The 19,732-nt window shown below is 68.3% G+C and carries 13 protein-coding genes; 10 read left to right on the forward strand and 3 right to left on the reverse strand.

Annotated features, from left to right (window positions below; genetic code table 11):
• Positions 1 to 69 precede the first annotated feature (69 nt).
• From pulA to ndk, 4 genes are all read left to right on the forward strand, one after another.
• A complete protein-coding gene (gene pulA, locus ABZX92_RS09825) occupies positions 70 to 5,469 on the forward strand; it encodes a pullulanase-type alpha-1,6-glucosidase (protein ID WP_355555904.1) in 5,400 nt (1,799 codons plus the stop codon).
• 50 nt (positions 5,470 to 5,519) lie between these two features.
• Positions 5,520 to 6,002 (forward strand): MarR family transcriptional regulator, encoded by a 483-nt coding sequence (locus ABZX92_RS09830; protein ID WP_355555906.1) that lies wholly within the window; start codon positions 5,520 to 5,522, stop codon positions 6,000 to 6,002.
• 40 nt (positions 6,003 to 6,042) lie between these two features.
• A complete protein-coding gene (locus ABZX92_RS09835; RefSeq protein ID WP_355555908.1) occupies positions 6,043 to 7,488 on the forward strand; it encodes a DHA2 family efflux MFS transporter permease subunit in 1,446 nt (481 codons plus the stop codon).
• 99 nt (positions 7,489 to 7,587) lie between these two features.
• Positions 7,588 to 7,998, forward strand: a complete 411-nt coding sequence (ndk, locus tag ABZX92_RS09840; RefSeq protein WP_355555910.1) for a nucleoside-diphosphate kinase — start codon at positions 7,588 to 7,590, stop codon at positions 7,996 to 7,998.
• Positions 7,999 to 8,095: 97 nt separating this feature from the next.
• On the opposite strand, the gene ABZX92_RS09845 is transcribed toward ndk, so the two are convergent.
• A complete protein-coding gene (locus ABZX92_RS09845; protein WP_355555912.1) occupies positions 8,096 to 8,692 on the reverse strand; it encodes a GNAT family N-acetyltransferase in 597 nt (198 codons plus the stop codon).
• A 55-nt stretch (positions 8,693 to 8,747) separates the two neighbouring features.
• Between ABZX92_RS09845 and ABZX92_RS09850 the strand changes: the two genes are divergently transcribed.
• Genes ABZX92_RS09850 through ABZX92_RS09865 form a run of 4 tightly spaced genes read left to right on the forward strand, consistent with a single transcriptional unit; the run spans position 8,748 to position 13,296 of the window.
• The gene (locus tag ABZX92_RS09850; RefSeq protein WP_355555914.1) at positions 8,748 to 9,662 is read left to right on the forward strand and encodes an ABC transporter ATP-binding protein; all 915 of its coding nucleotides are present in this window, start codon (positions 8,748 to 8,750) and stop codon (positions 9,660 to 9,662) included.
• On the forward strand, positions 9,662 to 10,435 hold the full coding sequence (locus ABZX92_RS09855) for an ABC transporter permease (RefSeq protein WP_355555915.1): 774 nt from the start codon (positions 9,662 to 9,664) through the stop codon (positions 10,433 to 10,435). Before ABZX92_RS09850 ends, ABZX92_RS09855 begins: the two co-directional genes overlap by 1 nt.
• The gene (locus ABZX92_RS09860; RefSeq protein WP_355555917.1) at positions 10,432 to 11,274 is read left to right on the forward strand and encodes an ABC transporter permease; all 843 of its coding nucleotides are present in this window, start codon (positions 10,432 to 10,434) and stop codon (positions 11,272 to 11,274) included. Before ABZX92_RS09855 ends, ABZX92_RS09860 begins: the two co-directional genes overlap by 4 nt.
• Positions 11,275 to 11,334: 60 nt before the next feature.
• On the forward strand, positions 11,335 to 13,296 hold the full coding sequence (locus ABZX92_RS09865; protein ID WP_355555919.1) for a TIGR03960 family B12-binding radical SAM protein: 1,962 nt from the start codon (positions 11,335 to 11,337) through the stop codon (positions 13,294 to 13,296).
• Here the strand turns inward: ABZX92_RS09865 and ABZX92_RS09870 are convergent.
• Entirely contained in the window at positions 13,286 to 14,005 is a 720-nt protein-coding gene (locus ABZX92_RS09870; RefSeq protein WP_355555921.1) for a PhzF family phenazine biosynthesis protein, read from the reverse strand. The genes ABZX92_RS09865 and ABZX92_RS09870 overlap by 11 nt on opposite strands.
• Positions 14,002 to 15,387 carry a S8 family serine peptidase gene (locus ABZX92_RS09875; RefSeq protein WP_355555923.1) on the reverse strand — a complete coding sequence of 462 codons (1,386 nt, stop codon included), beginning with the start codon at positions 15,385 to 15,387 and terminating at the stop codon, positions 14,002 to 14,004. The genes ABZX92_RS09870 and ABZX92_RS09875 overlap by 4 nt, the downstream gene beginning before the upstream one ends.
• A 237-nt stretch (positions 15,388 to 15,624) precedes the next feature.
• Here ABZX92_RS09875 and ABZX92_RS09880 point away from each other — a divergent pair, with 237 nt between their 5' ends.
• Both ABZX92_RS09880 and ABZX92_RS09885 read left to right on the forward strand, forming a co-directional pair.
• A complete protein-coding gene (locus tag ABZX92_RS09880) occupies positions 15,625 to 16,350 on the forward strand; it encodes a TIGR03936 family radical SAM-associated protein (RefSeq protein WP_355556019.1) in 726 nt (241 codons plus the stop codon).
• Between the two features lie 213 nt (positions 16,351 to 16,563).
• A complete protein-coding gene (locus tag ABZX92_RS09885) occupies positions 16,564 to 19,581 on the forward strand; it encodes a translation initiation factor IF-2 N-terminal domain-containing protein (RefSeq protein ID WP_355555924.1) in 3,018 nt (1,005 codons plus the stop codon).
• Positions 19,582 to 19,732 lie beyond the last annotated feature (151 nt).

Raw genomic sequence — 19,732 nt, forward strand, 5'->3', positions numbered from 1 at the left:
TATTGTTTCCGGCTGTTTGCCGTGGTTTCGTGCAGCAACCCTGCAAGAAGTTGCGACAAGGAGGTCGCGATGCGTCGGGTCGTCGCCGCGCTCGCTGCACTGGTTCTGCTTCCCCTGACACCGGTCCACGCCGTTGCCGCACCAAAGCAACGGCTGGCCGTGGGGGAGGTGGTGGACATAGCGCCCGGTGTGCGCGAGGGGGACGCGAAACTCGCGTTGCCACCGAAGCGCGACGACCTGCGGGGTGAGCGCTTCTACTTCGTGATGCCCGACCGGTTCGCGAACGGGGATCCCACCAACGACCGCGGGCGTTCGAACGCGGCCGAGAACGGGTTCAACCCCGCTGACAAGGGCTTTTACCACGGCGGCGACCTCAAGGGCCTGCGCGGGAAGCTCGACTACCTCGACGGCATGGGCATCACGGCGATCTGGATGACGCCGATGTTCCTCAACCGCTGGGTGCAGGGCGATTCCGCCGGTTACCACGGGTACTGGACGGTCGACTTCACCAAGCTGGACCCGCACTTCGGCACCACGCAGGAGATGCGCGACCTGATCCGGGACGCGCACCGGCGTGGCATCAAGGTGTTCTTCGACATCGTCGCGAACCACACCGCCGACGTGATCAAGTACGCCGAAGGCAAGAACGCCTATGTCAGCACGGGTGCGCAGCCGTACCTGGACGCCGACGGGAAGCCGTTCAACCTCGCGGACTACGCGGGCAGCAAGGACTTCCCGAAGCTCGACGCGAAGAAGTCCTTCCCGTACACACCGGTCAAGGACGGCCCGACGAAGTTCCCGTTGTGGCTCAACGACTCCACGCTCTACCACAACCGCGGCGACTCGACGTTCTCCGGCGAGTCGAGCGAGCAGGGTGACTTCTCCGGCCTCGACGACCTGATGACCGAGCACCCGCGCGTGGTCAACGGCATGAAGGACATCTTCACCAGCTGGATCGACACGCTCGACATCGACGGCTACCGGGTCGACACGGTCAAGCACGTCAACATCGAGTTCTGGCAGGCGCTGGCGCCGCACGTGAAGCAGTACGCGAACCGCAAGGGCAAGAAGGACTTCTTCGTGTTCGGCGAGGTCTTCGACTCCTCGCCGGAGAACACGTCCAAGTACACGACGACCGGGCGCATGCAGGCCACGCTTGACTTCCCGTTCCAGAGCAGCGCGCTGAGCTTCCTGTCCGGCAAGGGTTCGCAGCGGCTGGGCGAGGTGCTGCTCGACGACGACCGCTACACCGACGCCGACTCCAACGCTTCGTCGTTGCCGACGTTCCTGGGCAACCACGACATGGGCCGCGTCGCGTGGATGATCCGCAACGACCGGCCGGGCATCTCCGACGACGAGTTGTTGCGGCGGCTCAAGCTCGGCAACACCCTGATGTACCTGTGGCGCGGCAACCCGGTCGTCTACTACGGCGACGAGCAGGGCTTCGCGGGTACGGGTGGCGACAAGCTGGCGCGCCAGGACATGTTCGCCTCCAAGACGCCCGAGTACATTGCGGAGAAGCTGATCGGCTCCGACCGCACCGGCGCGGTCGACAACTACAACACCTCCCATCCGCTGTACCAGCAGCTCAAGGCGCTGGCGGCGCAGGTCGACCAGGATCCGGTGTGGCGGGACGGCAACCAGGTGCTCCGGTACGCCGACGGGGACGTGTTCGCGTTCAGCCGGATTCTCGGCCGGGAGAGCCTCGTCGTGGCCAACGCCGGAACCTCGCCCGCGACCGTGACCGTGCCGGTGTCTTCTTCGGCTTTTGAGAACGCGCAGGTGGTGAACGGTCGCGTCACGGTGACCGTGCCGGCGCTGTCGTCGTTGGTGCTCAAGGGAACCGGCAACGTCGCGGCCGCGAAGCCGGCACCGGTGCTGGTCGCTCCGGCTGCCGGAACCGTGCTGGACAAGCGCGTTGAGCTCCGTGCGGACGGCATCGGCGCGCCCAACGCGGCAGCCACGTTCGCGGCACGCGTTGAAGGGACCTCCGACTGGACCGTGCTCGGCACTGATGACGCTGCTCCTTACCGCGTTTTCGCTGACCTGTCGGCACTTCCGGGTGCTGCCGCGGGGAAGCGCGTCGAGCTGCGGGTAGTGGCGAAGTCCGGCGAGATCGGTGCGGACGGTGCGTTCGTGACGCTCGTGGCCGCGCCGCCGATTCCCGACCCCGGCACGAAGAACCCGGACTGGCTGGTCGTGCACTACCAGCGGGACAACTACGACGGCTGGGGTTTGCACGCCTGGGGCGACATCGAGACGCCGGTCGACTGGAACGCGCCGCTGCCGTTCGCGGGGGAGGACGCCTACGGGCGGTTCGCGTGGATCAAGCTGAAGCCGGGTGCCAAGTCCGTCGGGATCATCGCGCACAAGGGCGACGAGAAGGACACGTCGGTCGACCGGTTCGTCGATCCGAGCGTGACGCCTGAAGTGTGGCTGAAACAGGGCCAGACGCCCGTGTACGCCTCAGAACAGGCCGCCACCGGCAAGGCGGTCGTGCACTACGTCGGTGACGCCACCGGAGCTGTGGTGCGCGTTGCCGGACGGGCTGACGTGCCGTTCTCCAACGGGATAGCCGAGTTGCCGCCCACCACTGATTTCTCGGTGGTGCGCGGGACGACCGTCGAGGCGTCCGGCAGGTTCACGAGTGGCCACTCGTGGGTCGCGGGCGGCAAGGTGCACGCTTCGAAGGCCGCCGCGGAGAACCGGGCGGTGATCCACTACAACCGCGCGGACGGCGACTACACCGACTGGGCGATGTACCACTGGACGGGTTCCGCTGAGCCGTCGCCGGGCTGGAACCAGTCGCGCGTGCCGGACGGACGGGACGCATACGGCGTCTACTGGTCGGTGCCGCTCGCCGCCGGTGCCGCCGGGCTGAGCTACATCATCCACCGCGGTGACACCAAGGATCCCGGGCCCGACCAGTTCCTCGACCTGGGCCAGAAGGGGAACGAGGTGTGGCAGTTGCAGGGCAACGAGACCTACCTGCTGCCGCCCAACGCCGGTCCCGCCGCCGATGACGACCTGACCAAGGCCAAGGCGATCTGGATCTCGCGCGACAAGGTCGTCTGGGACGTGCCGGCCATCCAGTCCGACGGCTACCGGATCGAATACGGCTCCCGTGTGCTGCGGTTGACGCCGACCACTGAAGAGGTGCCGGCGCAGTTCCCGCACCTCAAGGGCAAGCCGGTGTTCGCGGTGCGCGGGTTCGTCGACGAGGCGTTGCGGGACAAGCTCTCCGCCGTGCACGTCGACGCGGGCGGTGCGATCAGGCACCGAACCGGAGTGCAGATCGCGGGTGTGCTGGACGACCGTTTCGCCGCCGCGGCGACGAAACTGACGTTCGGGCCGACGTTCGACCACGATCGCGCGTCGATCCGGTTGTGGGCGCCGACCGCGACGAACGTGAAGCTGCGGCTGTTCGACGAACCCACGGGCGAACCGAAGAAGGTCGTGCAGCTCAAGCGCGACGACGCCTCGGGCTCGTGGTCCGGTTCGGGCGACTGGAAGAACAAGTACTACCAGTTCGAGGTCACCAACTGGCAGCGCACAGTTGTGGTCACCGACCCGTACTCGGTGGCGCTGTCGGTGAACTCGACGCACTCGCAGTTCGCCGACCTCAAGGACGTCCGTTCGATGCCTCAGGGCTGGTCTCGCGACGTCGCGAAGGGCATTGGCGGCGCGATCACCGAGCTGCACGTGCGGGACTTCTCGATCAACGACCAGTCCGTCCCGGCTGCCGAGCGCGGCACGTACAAGGCGTTCACGCACCAGGGTTCGACGGGCATGAAGCACCTCAAGACGTTGGCCGCCGCGGGCATGGACACCGTGCATCTGCTGCCGACGTTCGACATCGCGACGATCCCCGAGAAGCGCTCCGACCAGGCCACTCCGGCTTGTGACCTGCGCTCGCTGCCCGCGGACTCGGACCAGCAGCAGGCCTGTGTCGGCGCGGTCGCGGCGAAGGACGGCTTCAACTGGGGCTACGACCCGTTCCACTACGACGTGCCGGAGGGTTCGTACGCGACGGCCGACGCGCAGAACGGCGTGGCGCGGTCGAAGCAGTACCGCGAGATGGTGAAGTCGTTGCACGACAACGGCAACCGCGTGGTGGTGGACGTGGTCTACAACCACACGGCGGCGTCCGGCGACGCACCGACCTCGGTGCTGGACAAGGTCGTGCCGGGCTACTACCAGCGGCTCAACCTCGACGGTTCGGTCGCGAACTCGACGTGCTGCGCGAACACCGCGACCGAGAACGCCATGATGGGCAAACTCGTAGTCGACTCCGTCGTGCGGTGGGCGCGCAACTACAAGGTCGACGGGTTCCGGTTCGACCTGATGGGTCACCACCCGAAGGCGAACATCCTGGCGGTGCGGGCGGCTCTGGACGCGCTGACCGTCGAGCGCGACGGCGTGGACGGGCGCAAGATCGGCGTCTACGGCGAGGGCTGGGACTTCGGCGAGGTCGGCGGCAACGCCCGGTTCGAGCAGGCCACGCAGGCGAACATGGCCGGCACCGGCGTAGGGACGTTCAGCGACAGGTTGCGCGATGCCGTTCGTGGTGGCGGGCCGTTCGACGACGACCCGCGCGTGCAGGGGCTTGGCTCCGGACTGGCCGGTGACGTGAACTCCTCGCCCGCCAACGGAGATGTGGCCGCGCGGCTGGAGAACTACAGCGACCTGGTGAAGCTGGGCATGGCCGGGAACATGGCCTCGTACCGCTTCCAGTCGACGGCCGGACCAGTGGTCGCGGGTCGGGACGTGAAGTACAACGGGACGTCTGCTGGGTACACCGGGCAGCCGTTGGAGGCCATCACGTACGTCGACGCGCACGACAACGAGACGTTGTTCGACGCGTTGGCGTACAAGCTGAAGCCCGAGACGTCCATGGCCGATCGCGTGAAGATGCAGACGGTGGCACTGGCTCCGGTGTTGCTCGGGCAGGGGCGGCCGTTCGTGCACGCGGGTACCGAGTTCCTGCGCTCGAAGTCGTTGGACCGCAACAGCTTCGACTCAGGCGACTGGTTCAACTCCTACGACCCGTCGTTGCGCGACAACGGTTTCGGTCGTGGGTTGCCGCCCAAGGCCGACAACGAGTCGAAGTGGCCGTACGCGAAGCCGTTGCTGGGCATGGTTAAACCGTCGTCCGCGGACATGAAGGCCTCGCTGGACGCGACCTTGGAACTGCTGCGGATCCGCAAGTCGTCGCCGCTGTTCTCGCTGGGTTCCGCCGACCTGGTGCAGCAGAAGGTGTCGTTCCCGGCCGCGCAGTCCGGTGTGATCGTCATGCACGTCGACGACACGGTCGGGCCGGATGTTGATCCTGGCCGGCGCGGCCTGGTCGTGGTGATCAACCCGTACCCGACGGACCAGGCCGTTGCGCTGCCGCCTGGCGACTGGAAGCCGTTGACCAGCGAGAAGAGGGTGGGCGCCGCACGTTCGGTCGTGGTGCTGGAGCGGTAGTTCCGAGCGCAGATAGTTTTGCGTCTAGATTATTTGGTACCGTAGTGCTCATGGGCACGACGGGGTGTACTGACCTGATGATGCTGTTGCATCTGACCGGGCACGCGCTCGAGACAGAGCTGACGGCGAGGCTCGCGGAGATCGGACTGACTCCGCGGGCCCGCTGCGTTCTGTCGAGCGCGCTGGACGCGGAGAGCACCCAGTCCGAGATCGCCGAGAACGTCAGCATCGACAAGACGACCATGGTCGTGACGCTGGACGCCCTGGAACTGGCCGGGTACGCCGAACGCAAGCCGTCGCCCACGGATCGTCGTGCGCGCGTCGTCGTCGTGACCGACCTCGGCCGGGAGATCTGCGAGAAGGCCGATCAGGTCGTGGCCGACGTCTACGAGAGCGTCCTCGGTTCGCTGCCGGCCGATGAGCGGGACGGCCTGGTCAAGGGCTTGACGCGACTGCTGGAAGGCCGCCTGGGCACGCCGATGCCGTGCGAGAAGCCGCCGCGCAAGCGTGCCCTGCGTCATGCCGTTGGATAAAAGATAGTCCCGTACAAAACTATCTGCTACGGTTCCTCTTATGACATCAGGGGGACCGAAGACGGACTCGCGCTGGCTGGCGCTGATCGTGCTGTGCGCGGGCATGCTGATGATCGTTCTCGATCAGACGATCGTGAACGTCGCGCTGCCCGCGATCGAGGAAGACCTCAAGTTCGGCCAGGCCGGCCTGGCCTGGGTCGTCAACGCGTACTTGATCGCTTATGGCGGTCTGCTGCTGCTCGCCGGGCGCCTGGGCGACCTGATCGGGCACAAGAAGGTGTTCCTGATCGGCCTCGGCGTCTTCACGGTCGCGTCGCTGCTGTGCGGCGTGTCCTTCAGCTCCGAAATGCTGATCATTGCTCGTTTCGTGCAGGGTGCCGGCGGTGCGCTGGCCACGTCCGTGACGCTGGGCATGGTCGTGACGATGTTCCCGAAGCCCGACGAGCAGAGGCGTGCCATCGGCATCTTCAGCTTCGTCGCTGCTGCGGGCGCGTCCATCGGCCTGTTGCTCGGCGGCGTGCTGACGGACACCATGTCGTGGCACTGGATCTTCTTCGTGAACCTCCCGATCGGCATCGTGGCCGCCATCGCCGCTGTTCGTCTGGTGCCTTCGTCCGAGGGCCTGGGCCTGCGCGAGGGTGCGGACGTGCTCGGTGCGCTGCTGATCGTGGCCGCGGTGATGCTCGGCGTGTACACCATCGTCAAGGCGGAGCACTACGGCTTCGGTTCGGTGCAGACGCTCGGACTGGGTGCCGTCGCATTGGCACTGCTCGTCGGATTCGTTGTGCGCCAACGGACTGCTGCCAAGCCGTTGCTGCCGTTGCGGGTGTTCCGGTCTCGCAACGTGACCGGCGCGAACCTCGTGCAGATCTCGATGGTCGCGGGCATGTTCGGCCTGTTCTTCCTGGGCACGCTCTACATGCAGCTGGTGCTGGCCTACTCGCCGCTGGAGATCGGTCTGGCGTTCATGCCGGTGGCCGGTGCGATCGCGGTGTTCTCGGTGTCGCTGTCGGCGCGCCTGAACTCGCGGTTCGGCGAGCGGAACATGCTGATCGTCGGGCTCTTGTTCATGCTGGCCGGGATGATCGTGTTCACGCAGGTGCCGGTTGACGGCTCGTACCTGCCGGACATCCTGCCCGCGGTGGCGCCGCTGGGGATCGGGCTCGGGTTGTCGTTCCCGGCTCTCATGACGCTGGCGATGTCCGGTGCCTCGCACGACGAGGCCGGGCTGGCGTCCGGGCTGGTCAACACGACCGCGCAGGTGGGCGGGGCTTTGGGGCTGGCTGTTCTGGCCACCACCTCCACCGCGTACACGTCGTCGTTGGTGGCTTCCGGAGTTGGCCGGCTGGAAGCGCTGACTTCCGGGTTCCACCTGGCGTTCTGGATCTCGGCCGGGCTCGTGGCGGTAGCTCTCGGGCTGGCGGTGTTCGTGCTGCGGCAGGTCACGGTCTCGCGGGACGAATCGCAGCCCGTGCTGGTGCACTGATCCGGTCCCACGCGGGCGCTCGGACTCGTGCGGTGTGGCGTTCGATACCCTGTCGGCACTTCCCGTACCTGTTTGACCTGTTTGAGGAGTCACACCGTCGTGTCCGAGCGCACCCTGGTCCTGGTTAAGCCCGATGGCGTCGAGCGTGGTCTGGTGGGCGAGGTGATCGCCCGGATCGAGCGCAAGGGGCTCAAGCTCGCTGCTCTGGAGCTTCGCACCGCTGACCGCGCGACTGCCGAGCAGCACTACGCGGAGCACGACGGCAAGTCGTTCTACAACGACCTCGTCGACTTCATCACCGGTGGGCCGTTGGTCGCTCTGGTGGTCGAGGGCGTGCGGGCGATCCCGGCGTTCCGTCAGCTCGCTGGTGGTACTGACCCTGTCGAGAAGGCGACCCCCGGCACGATCCGCGGCGACTTCGGGCTTGAGGTCCAGTACAACCTGGTGCACGGGTCCGACTCCGCCGAGTCGGCTGAGCGTGAGATCAAGATCTGGTTCCCGAACCTCTGATCTGGCGCTGTTCCGGCTTTCTCGTTCTGTGAGTGGCCCTGACCGGTGAATCGGTCAGGGCCACTCGTTGTTTTCGGGCGGTGCCGTTTCGGCCTGATCAGGGCGCGCCGTGCCGCCGTGGGCTCGAGCCGAGGCCGCCTGCGTTGGCGCCGTTGAGGATGGTGCCCTCCGGGTAGCCGAGTGGCAGGTACATCCAGACGTCGTCCCAGCGTTCGGTGCCCACCGCGATGGCGTTGGGCATGCGGCCGCACTCGCGGAAGCCGAGCGATTCGTAGAGTTCGATCGCGCCGTGGTTGTTGCCGCGGGTGCCGAGCATGACGATTTCGATGCCGTGCTCGCGGGCGTGGTCGATCAGGCCTTGCACGACTCGCTTGCCCAAGCCCAGGCCGCGCGCCGAGGGGTGGGCCATGATCTGCTGGATTTCCACGCGGTGCTGGAAGACGGCGGTGGAGCCGCGGCGCCAGAGGCCCACGGCCTTGACCACGCCGTCGACCAGAGCGGTGACGAAGGCGGCGTCGTTGTCGCGGACCTGCTTGAGGACGCCGTCCAGCCAGGCCGAGATCCGGTCGAAGGTCGGTGGCTCGTGGTAGCCGACGGCACCGCCTGCGGCCACTACGTCGTGCACGACTGTGTGGATTTCGGCGCGGAGGGTGTCGTCGGCCTCGGTCAGCCAGCGGAGTTCCGTCTCGGGCATGGGCTGATCGTAAATGCGTCGAAAATTGTCGGACCTGTTCGTTAACGTCGGGCGGGTGGAGAACCTCGTCGAGGCCAAGGCTCTGACCAAGCACTTCGGGTCGTTCGAGGCCGTGCGCGGCATCGACGTCGAGGTGCGCCGCGGGGAGGCGTTCGGGTTCCTGGGGCCCAACGGGGCGGGCAAGTCGTCGACCATGCGGATGATCTCGTGCGTGTCCGGGCGGACCGGTGGGGATCTGAAGGTCCTGGGGATGGATCCCGAGCGGGACGGGCCCAAGATTCGGGCGCGGGTCGGGGTGGTGCCGCAGCTGGACAATCTCGACACGGAACTGACGGTCCGGCAGAACCTCCAGATCTACGGGCGCTACTTCGGGATGTCGCGGCAGCGGTGTCGTGAGAAGGCCGATGAGCTGCTGGAGTTCGCGCAGCTCTCGGATCGGGCGGACCACGAGGTCGAGCCGCTGTCCGGGGGGATGAAGCGGCGGCTGACGATCGCGCGGTCGTTGGTCAACGACCCGGAGCTGCTGTTGCTGGACGAACCGACCACCGGGTTGGACCCGCAGGCGCGGCATCTGTTGTGGGACAGGCTGTTCCGGTTGAAGCAGGACGGGGTGACCCTCATCATCACCACCCACTACATGGACGAGGCCGAGCAGTTGTGCGATCGGCTGGTGGTGATGGACGGCGGGCGGATCGCGGCTGAGGGGTCGCCGAGTGAGCTGATCCGGCGGTACTCGACTCGGGAAGTGTTGGAGCTGAGGTTTCAGCCTGGGGTTGAGAAGCCGGATCTGGAGCGGTTCGCGGAGCGGGTCGAGGTGTTGCCGGACCGGTTGTTGTTGTACACGCAGGACGGTGAGCACACGCTGGCGAAGGTGCATGAGCACGGTGTGCAGCCGGTGCAGAGTTTGGTGCGGCGGAGCTCGTTGGAGGACGTGTTCCTGAGGCTCACCGGCCGGACGTTGGTGGACTGATGCCGACGTTGCGGGGGTCTTGGTTCGCCCTGGAGAAGTCGTGGACGTGGTACCGGCGCAACTGGCGGGCCACGGCGGTGTCGAGTTTTCTGACGCCGGTGTTGTTCCTGGTGGCCCTCGGGTTCGGCTTCGGGTCGCAGGTCCAGTCGACGGCGTTGATCGGGGGCGTGTCGTACCTGGAGTACCTCGCGCCCGCGTTGGTGGTGGTCACGGCGATTCAAGGGGCCACGTTCGAGTCGACGTACCCGGTCATGTCGCAGTTCATGTGGCAGAAGTCGTACTTCGCGATGGTGGCGACGCCGATCACTCCGGCGCAGGTGCTCTACGGGCAGATGTTGTGGGTCGGGTCGACGCTGTTCGTGAAGTCCGCGGTGTTCGTGGGCATCGCGGCGGCCCTTGGCGCCACTGCCGGGCCTGGGATCTTGTGGTCCGTCGTGTTCGCGACGTTGGCGGCGTTGGCGTTCAGCGCGCCGTTGGTGGCCTACAGCGCCCGGTTGGACAAGCCGGACAGCTTCACGACCATCTTCCGGTTCGTGTTGATGCCGATGACGCTGTTCACCGGGGCGTTCTTCCCGGTCAGCCAGTTGCCGCAGTGGCTGTTGCCGCTCGTGTGGCTGACGCCGTCGTGGCACGGCATCGAGCTCGCGCGAGGTACGGCGTTCGGGACGTTGGATCTCCTGCCGGCGTTGGGGCACATCGCCTACCTCGTGGCGTTGACCGCCGGCGGTGTCGCGCTCGGCGTGAAGTTCTTCCACCGGAGGCTGGCGGTATGACGCAGACCCTCGATCGCGCCAAGGCCGCGCCCGCGAGCGTCGGGTTGTTGTGGCGGATCATCCCGCCCGGGTTGTACGGGCGGCGGGCCGGCATGCTGGTGGAACGCGCCGCGCTGGTCAACCGGCGAGCCTGGTTCGTGCTGGTGGGCGGGGCGTTCGAGCCCATGTTGTTCCTGTGGTCGCTGGGGCTCGGGTTCGGGCAGATGGTGAGCGCGGTGGCGGGGCCGGACGGGCGGCCGGTCAGTTACGCGGCGTTCGTGGCGCCCGCGTTGCTGGCGGCGTCGGCGATGAACGGTGCGGTGTACGACGCGACGTTCAACGTGTTCTTCAAGTACAAGTACGCCAAGGTCTACGACGCGATGCTGACGACTCCGATGGGGCCGATGGACATCGCGATGGGTGAGATCGCCTGGGCGTTGCTGCGCGGCGGGTTGTACTCGGCGGGGTTCCTCGGCGTGATGCTCGGGATGGGGCTCATCAGCTCGCCGTGGGCGTTGCTCGCGTTGCCGTCGGCGTTGCTGGTCGCGTTCGCGTTCGCGGCGGTGGGGATGGCGGCGACGACGTTCATGAGGTCGTGGCAGGACTTCGACCTCGTGCAGCTGGCGGTGCTGCCGTTGTTCCTGTTCTCGACGACGTTCTACCCGCTGTCGGTCTACCCGGGCTGGCTGCAGGTGGTGGTCACGTGGACGCCGCTCTACCACGCGATCGAGCTCATGCGCGGGCTCACGCTGGGCGTCGTCGGGTGGGGGATGCTCGGCCACGTCGCGTACTTCGCGGTGATGGCGGCCGCGGGAACGGTGGTGGCGGCGAGGCGCCTGGGGAAGTTGTTGCTGGACTGATCAAAAACCGTCCTGGCACGCGATTCGGCCGTGCGCTATGAGGGCCGTTACTCTGGTCGTGTGAGTGCCGAGTCTGTTTTCCCCAGGTTGGAGCCACTGCTGCCGCGGATCTCCAAGCCGGTGCAGTACGTCGGCGGGGAGCTCAACGCGACTGTCAAGGACTGGGACGCGGCGTCCGTGCGCTGGGCTTTGATGTATCCCGACGCGTACGAGGTCGGGCTGCCCAACCAGGGCGTCATGATCCTCTACGAGATCCTCAACGAGCTGCCGGACGTCCTCGCCGAGCGCACCTACGCGGTGTGGCCGGACCTCGAGGCGCTCATGCGTGAGCACGGCGTCCCGCAGTTCACGGTCGACGGGCACCGTCCGGTGAAGGCGTTCGACCTGATGGGCATCAGCTTCGCCACGGAGCTGGGCTACACGAACATGCTCACGGCGCTCGACCTCGCGGGCATCCCGCTGCACGCCGCGGACCGCACCGAGGACGACCCGATCGTGGTCGCCGGTGGGCACGCGGCGTTCAACCCGGAGCCGATCGCGGACTTCGTGGACGCGGCGGTGCTCGGCGACGGCGAAGAGGCCGTCCTCGAGATCACCGAGATCGTGAAGAACTGGAAGGCCGAGGGCTGCCCCGGCGGCCGCGACGAGGTGCTGACCAGGCTCGCCGAGACCGGCGGCGTGTACATCCCGCGCTTCTACGACGTGGAGTACCTGCCGGACGGCCGCATCCAGCGCGTCGTGCCGAACCGCGACCGGGTGCCGTACCGCGTCTTCAAGCGGACCACGATGGACCTCGACGCGTGGCCGTACCCGAAGCAGCCGCTGGTGCCGCTCGCCGAGAGCGTGCACGAGCGGATGAGCGTCGAGATCTTCCGCGGCTGCACCCGCGGCTGCCGGTTCTGCCAGGCGGGCATGATCACTCGCCCGGTGCGCGAGCGGTCCATCGAGGGCATCGGCGCCATGGTCCAGAAGGGACTGGAGGCGACCGGCTTCGAGGAGGTCGGCCTGCTGTCGCTGTCGAGTGCCGACCACAGCGAGATCGCCGAGATCACCAAGGGCCTCGCGGACCGCTACGAGGGCACCAACACGGGCCTGAGCCTGCCGAGCACGCGCGTCGACGCGTTCAACATCGACCTCGCGAACGAGCTGTCCCGCAACGGACGGCGCTCGGGTCTCACCTTCGCGCCCGAGGGCGGCAGCGAGCGGATGCGGCGCGTCATCAACAAGATGGTGTCCGAAGAGGACCTCATCCGGACGGTGTCGGCCGCGTTCTCCAACGGCTGGCGGCAGGTCAAGCTGTACTTCATGTGCGGCCTGCCCACCGAGGAGGACGAGGACGTCCTGCAGATCGCCGAGATGGCCAAGAACGTCATCCGCGCGGGCCGGCAGGCGAGCGGCCGCAACGACGTCCGCTGCACCATCTCGATCGGCGGGTTCGTGCCCAAGCCGCACACGCCGTTCCAGTGGGCTCCGCAGTGCGACCCGGACACCGTCGACGACCGGCTCCGCAAGCTCCGCGAGGCCGTGAACTCGGACCGCAGCCTCGGCCGCAACATCGGCATGCGCTACCACGACGGCAAGCCCAGCCTGATCGAAGGCCTGCTCAGCCGGGGTGACCGGCGCATCGGCAAGGTCATCGAGGCGGTGTGGCGCGACGGCGGCCGGTTCGACGGCTGGTCCGAGCACTTCAGCTACGACCGCTGGACCACCAAGGCCGCGGAACAGCTGGAGCCGCTCGGCGTCGACCTCGCCTGGTTCACCACCCGCGAGCGCGAGGAGCTGGAGGTCCTGCCCTGGGACCACCTCGACTCCGGCCTCGACAAGGAATGGCTCTGGGCCGACTGGCAGGACGCGCTGGACGAGCGCGAGCAGGACGACTGCCGCTGGACCCCGTGCTTCGACTGCGGTGTCTGCCCGGCGATGGGCACGGACATCGAGGTCGGCCCGACCGGTCGCAAGCTGCTGCCGATCTCGCCGGTCGGTGTCGGTTCGCCGGTGAAGAACCCGGCGCTCAGCTCGTAACGGCTGCCAGCCCGCCCACTCGTCCCGCCCTGGCGACGACGGTGGCGGGCTGGCCCAGCGAGTCACCCATGTCGACGGTGATGTCCGCGCCCAGGTGAGCCGCGAGGCACGCCGTGCTGTTGGCGTTCGCGATGTCCTCCGGCACGCCGATCGACGGCGCGAACATCCGTGCCGTGAAACGTTCACCGGGGCTGTAGGCGTAACAACCCAGCAGGCCCAACGAGTCGGTCGCCGCCCGCAGCAGGCGAAAATCAGGTGCCAGCCCGGCAACGTCGGGCACCTCGACGAGCATCCGCGGCCGTCCGAGCGTCGCGATCACGCACGAACCACCGGCACCGAGCGCGGCCACCACCGCGTCCCGCTCCGCCGTGCCAGCCGGTCGAACCCGCACCGGTCCCGGATCGAAGACGGCCTCGACACCACCGGGAACCTCGACGGCCGAGCCGCTGAACGTGCGTCCACCAGCTCGGAGCGTGTGCTCGCCACGGCCCAGAACGGCAAGCGCCGCAACGGTTCCGTGCCCGCAGCCCGGCAGCTCACCCTCCGCCGTGAAGAACCTCAACGAACCACGAGGTCCGATGAAGACCACGTGCGAAGTGCCGTACCGCCCCGGCATCGCCCGGCGTTCGGACTCGCTGAAATCTCCATCGGACAGCACAGCGGTCGGACTGCCTCCGCGACCGTTTCGCAGGCAGGCGTTGACGATCACTTGGTGACGGCGGCCAGCGCGTCGACCAAACCGTGGCCGTAGAAGGAGTTGTACTCCGAGTAGCCCGTGCAGAACGCGTCCTGCACGCCGGTCCCGTTCAGGTCGTAGTCCGCCGGGCACGGCAGCGTCTGCGCCTGCGCGTTCAGCATGCGCCCCAACGACACCGCGTCGGTGTCCGGATGCGTCGACGCGATCAGCGCCGCCACCCCGGACGCGTGCGGAGTCGCCATCGACGTGCCGCACGAGTAGTCGTAGCCCGACGGCACGGTGGACAGCACACAGCCGGACTGCGTGCGCGTGTCGCCACCCGGCGCGGTCACGTCGATCGCGCCGAGGCCGTAGGAGCTGTACCCGGCCTTGGTCCCGGTCGACTCCACCGCCGACACCCCGACCACGTTCTTGAGCTGCGCCGGCAACACCGCGCACGTCGGGTCGACGGGCCGGGTCTGCGCTTCGCCGTTCGTCGGCGACACCGAGTCACGTCCGGGCCGCGACAGGTCCGCCGCGTTGTTGCCCGCCGCCGCGACCGTCAGCACGTTGCGAGAGGTGGCGTAGTCGACGGCACGACGCACGGCCTCGTAGATCACGCGCTGACCGGGCTCGCTCTGGCACGTGAACAGGTACGGGTCGATGAAGTAGCTGTTGTTGGTGATGGTCATGCGCTGCGAGGCCGCCCACATGAACCCGCACACCGCGTACTCGGGGTAGATGAACCCGTCGTCGTCCACGACCTTCACGGACGCGATGCGCACGCCGGGTGCGACGCCCGTGGTGCCGCGGCCGTCGTCAGCGGCGGCGATCGTGCCCGCGACGTGCGTGCCGTGCGCGGAAGTCGTCGGCACCCACGCGGAAGGTGACGTATCGGGCTTACCGGTCAAACACCCCGCGGACAGCTCCGGAGCCAGTGCCTGGACCAGGTCGGGGTGGTGCGGGTCGACGCCGGAGTCCAGCACGCCCACGACGACCGACTTCGAGCCCGTCGAGATCTCGTGGGCCGCCGGGGCCTTGATGAGATCCATGTCCCACTGCTCGCCGGAGCGCTGTCCCGATGGCCGGAACAGCTCCGTGTCGTCCTTCTTGCGCTTCACCGAACGCTTGGCGATGCTCTCGGCTTGGGCGCTGTAGGCGCGCTGCGGGCCGATCAGCTTGAGGAACGACGGGTCCGGCGAGGTGGCGACGGCGACCCCGATCTCCGGGTAGTAGACGGTCGTGGTGCCACAGGCCGCGGTGATCTCCGCGTCAGCCGCCGCAGCGGGCGTGAGCTGCGAGAACACCACGAGATAGCGCAGGTTCGGCCCCGGCTGGATGCACGAGGACTCGGTGGGCTCGGCACCCGCCGGCAGGGACACCGCCAAGCACCCGGCCGCGAGCAGGGCGGTCATCGCCGCAGCCCGTGCGCGGTGGAGCAGAGGCACCAGGGACCTCCAGATCGGCAAGGCGTCCAGACAGCCGGACCGTAGCCACGCGCAACGATCTAGACAAGCTGAACGTTCTGAATCGGGTTCACGGTACCGTCCTACTGGACGAACAGCCTGCGCCGATGGGACCGCTCACCCGTCGGAACACCCATGGGAGCACCCCTGAGCCGCCATCAGCCCAACAACCCGTCTGCCGCAGCTGTGCAGAAACTGCGCCTCCGCTACACCAAGCGGGGGAGGTTGCGTTTCACTTCGCACCGCGACATCGCACGCACGTTCGAACGTGCGCTGCGCCGGGCAGGCGTGCCCATGGCGTACTCGCAGGGCTTCAGCCCTCACCCGAAGGTGTCATGGGTCGGCGCCGCGCCGACCGGTGTCGCCAGCGAGGCGGAGTACGTCGAGGTGTCCGTGGTCGAACGGGTCGACCCGGCGGCGCTGAAGATCGCGCTCGACGAGGCGTTGCCGCCCGGCATCGACGTCGTCGACATCGTCCAGGCGAACGGTGGCAACCTCACCGAGCGCATCGACGCGAGCGAGTGGCGGATCGAGCTCGACGGGATCGAGCCCGCGACGCTGGCCGGCGCGGTCAGGGCTTTCCTCGCGCAGGAGCGGGTGGAAGTCGAGCGTCTGACCAAAGACGGCAAGAGGATCATCGACGTGCGGCCGGCGGTCGTGTCGGCACTGGTCGAACCCCGTTCGAGCGATGCCGGACACGATGGGGCCGGATTGTCACAACCGTGTGGGATACTCATGACGGTCGTTCGGCAGGTAACGCCTACCGTCCGACCCGACGACGTGCTGAATGCGCTTCGTGTCGTCGCCGATCTCGTGCCGCCGGTACCTGCGAGAGCAACCCGGATGGCGCAGGGACGGCTCGACGACGAAGGCAGGCTGGTGGACCCGCTCCAACAGGACAGAGAGTCCTGACGGGGAGCGCTGGAACGTTCAGCTGCAACGCATCAGGAGGAGCGGCGCTGACAGCAGCGTCGTCGTGGGACCTGCGCAAGCGTGCGCCCGGTGAGGCGCCACGCCACTGCGCGCGAGGCAAGGATTCCCGCCGCGAGCAGCGGTGGAGAGAGACAAGAGAGGCCCCTGCGCGGCCGCGTCCTCACGGGACGCGCCCGGGGGTGGAGGAGCTGCATGTCGAACAAGGACAAGCCTGCCGGCCGGGCCGGCGGGCAGGGCGTGGTATCCGCACGCCCCGAGCTGGCAGATCTGCCGGACAAGCTGAGGGTGCACGCCCTGGCGAAGTTGCTGGACGTCTCCAGCAAGGACGTGATGACGGCGCTGGCCGACCTCGGTGAGGTCGCCCGCAGCGCGCAGTCGAGCGTGAGCCGCGACGTCGCGCTGAAGGTGGCCGAGACGCTGCTGGACTGGGACGACGTGGTCACCGGTGAGGTCACCGAGGACTACGAGGCCCCGGCCGTGCCGGCGTTCGAGGCACCGGCGCTCGCGCCGATCTTCGCGGCCCCGAGCGCGGTGTTCCTGCCGCCTCAGCCGGTCGAACGGCCCAAGGCGGCCGTCTCGCCGTTCGTGGTGCCCGAGGAGCCCGTCGTCGAGGAGAAGTCGGTCGGCGAGCTCGCCGCCGACGAGCTCGACGCCGCGGAGGCCGAAGCCGAGGCGGACGCCGACGCCGATGGTGACGACGAGAGCGAAGGCCGCCGCCGGCGCCGTCGTGGCCGTCGTGGCCGCGGTCGTGGCAAGGGCGCCGAGGGTGAGCAGGGCGGCGACGAGTCCGAGGAGGGGCAGGCCGACGAGGCCGAGGCCACCGCTGCGGAGGCCGACGCCGCCGACGAGACCGACGACGAGGGTGACGAGGGTTCGACCCGGCGTCGCCGCCGTCGCCGTCGCCGCAAGACCGGCGCGGACGACGAACCCGCCGTGACCGAGGACGACCCGCCCAACACGGTCGTGCACGTCCGCGAGTCCCGCGACGCGCGTGACGACAAGGCCGACTCCGAGGCTGCCCAGAGCGAGGTCCGCAGCATCCGCGGCTCGACGCGTCTGGAGGCCAAGCGCCAGCGCCGTCGTGACGGTCGCGAGGCCGGCCGCCGCCGTGCCCCGGTGCTGACCGAGGCCGAGTTCCTGGCCCGCCGCGAGGCAGTGGCCCGCACGATGGTCGTCCGCGAGCGCGGTGACCGCACCCAGATCGGCGTGCTGGAAGACGGCGTGCTGGTCGAGCACTTCGTCACGGCGTCGGGCAGCGGCTCGATCGTGGGCAACGTCTACCTCGGCCGCGTGCAGAACGTGCTGCCGAGCATGGAAGCCGCGTTCATCGACATCGGCCGCGGCCGCAACGCCGTGCTGTACGCCGGTGAGGTCGACTGGGACGCCGCCGGTCTCGAGGGCAAGTCCCGCAAGATCGAGCAGGCTCTGAGCAGCGGCGACTCGGTGCTCGTCCAGGTCACCAAGGACCCGGTCGGCCACAAGGGCGCGCGCCTCACCACCCAGATCAGCCTGCCCGGCCGCTTCCTGGTCTACGTGCCGGGCGGTGGCGCGACGGGCATCAGCCGCAAGCTGCCGGACAACGAGCGCAAGCGCCTCAAGGACATCCTCAAGAGGGTCGTCCCCGAGGACGCGGGCGTGATCATCCGCACCGCCTCCGAGGGCATCGCCGAAGAGGAGCTGGGCCGCGACGTCACGCGTCTGCAGGCGCAGTGGAAGGTCATCAAGGAGAAGTCCGCGAGCAGCTCCACGAAGGCTCCGGCGCTGCTCTACGAAGAGCCGGACCTCCTGGTGAAGGTCGTCCGCGACCTGTTCACCGAGGACTTCGCCCAGCTCGTCGTCCAGGGCGACGAGGCGTGGGAGGTCATCGACTCCTACGTCCGCCACGTGGCGCCGGACCTGCAGGACCGCCTGAAGAAGCACGTCGGCAACAACGACGCGTTCGTCGAGTACCGCATCGACGAGCAGCTGCTCAAGGCGCTGGACCGCAAGGTGTGGCTGCCGTCGGGTGGTTACCTGATCATCGACCGCACCGAGGCGATGACGGTCATCGACGTCAACACCGGCAAGTTCACCGGGTCGGGCGGCAACCTCGAAGAGACGGTGACGCGCAACAACCTGGAGTCGGCCGAGGAGATCGTCCGCCAGCTCCGGCTGCGCGACATCGGCGGCATCATCGTCATCGACTTCATCGACATGGTCCTGGAGTCGAACCGCGACCTGGTGCTGCGCCGGCTGACCGAGTGCCTGGGCCGCGACCGCACGCGTCACCAGGTCGCCGAGGTCACCTCGCTCGGCCTGGTGCAGATGACCCGCAAGCGGGTCGGCACCGGTCTGCTCGAGGCCTTCAGCCAGACGTGTGAGCACTGCCGCGGCCGTGGCGTGATCGTGTCCACCGAGCCCGTGCACTCGCACGGCGGTGGCAACGGTGGCGGCCAGCAGCAGCAACCGCAGCAGCAGGGCGGTGGCCGCAAGTCGCGCCGCAACAAGGGCGGTGGTGAGCAGGCCGCCGAGGTGACCGAGGTCGTCGAGGCCACCGCGGTGGCCGAGCCCGAGGTCGCCGAGCCGGTCGTGGAACCTGTCGCGGCGGAGCCGGGTGAGCCGGAGGACACGTCGGAGGACGTGGTCGCGGCCGACCAGGACCACGAGAGCCACGGCGGTCGCCGTCGTCGCCGTCGTCGTGGCCGCGACAAGGAGCCGCAGGCGGTCGTCGACGCGGTCGTGGTCGAGGAGCAGGCGCTCAACGGGCACGTGCCGCACGAGGCCGCGGAAGAGCCGGTCGCGGAGGCCGAGACCCCGGTGGAGGAGCCTGCCGCCGAGGTGGCCGAGGTGATCGAGGAAGCCGCCGAGGAGCTCGTCGAGCCGGTCACGGTCGCCGAACTGGTCGCCGAAGAGGCCGCCGAGGTCGCGCAGGAGGCCGCTGAGGTGGCCGAGGTCGCCGCTGAGGTCGTTGCCGAGGTGGAGGCGGCCGAGGAGGCTCCCGCGCCCGTCGAGGAGGCTGCCGCGCCCGTCGCGGAAGCTCCTGCGGCCCGTCCGCGCCGTCGTGCCGCCAAGCGTGCCGCCGGTGCGCCCGCCGCGATCGAGGTGCCCGCTCCGGTGGTCGTCGAGGTGCCGAAGCAGCCCGAGGTCCAGATGCCCGCACCGGTGGTCACCACCACCCGCAGGCGCCGCGCCGTGTCGCGGCCCGCGGGACCGCCGGTCAACGAGGGCTGACGCGAGAAAAGTGAGACCGGGGTCGCCTTCAGGGGCGGCCCCGGTTTTGCTGTGTGAGGGAGGGCACAGCCTGCGCAAACGTGATCAGGTCACCCCGGTTTGCTTGTGCTGTACCCACTCCCGTAACCTTGTCGACGGCCCGCCATCCGAC

Origin of the sequence: Lentzea sp. NPDC006480, from assembly GCF_040611995.1 — a bacterium.
Classification (GTDB): Bacteria; Actinomycetota; Actinomycetes; order Mycobacteriales; family Pseudonocardiaceae; genus Lentzea.

Bases quoted from the DNA above. Each gene is read 5' to 3' on its own strand.
- pulA (WP_355555904.1), top strand. From the start codon at position 70: ATGCGTCGGGTCGTCGCCGCGCTCGCTGCACTGGTTCTGCTTCCCCTG.
- ABZX92_RS09830 (WP_355555906.1), top strand. From the start codon at position 5,520: ATGGGCACGACGGGGTGTACTGACCTGATGATGCTGTTGCATCTGACC.
- ABZX92_RS09835 (WP_355555908.1), top strand. From the start codon at position 6,043: ATGACATCAGGGGGACCGAAGACGGACTCGCGCTGGCTGGCGCTGATC.
- ABZX92_RS09845 (WP_355555912.1), bottom strand. From the start codon at position 8,692: ATGCCCGAGACGGAACTCCGCTGGCTGACCGAGGCCGACGACACCCTC.
- ABZX92_RS09855 (WP_355555915.1), top strand. From the start codon at position 9,662: ATGCCGACGTTGCGGGGGTCTTGGTTCGCCCTGGAGAAGTCGTGGACG.
- ABZX92_RS09860 (WP_355555917.1), top strand. From the start codon at position 10,432: ATGACGCAGACCCTCGATCGCGCCAAGGCCGCGCCCGCGAGCGTCGGG.
- ABZX92_RS09875 (WP_355555923.1), bottom strand. From the start codon at position 15,387: ATGACCGCCCTGCTCGCGGCCGGGTGCTTGGCGGTGTCCCTGCCGGCG.
- ABZX92_RS09885 (WP_355555924.1), top strand. From the start codon at position 16,564: ATGTCGAACAAGGACAAGCCTGCCGGCCGGGCCGGCGGGCAGGGCGTG.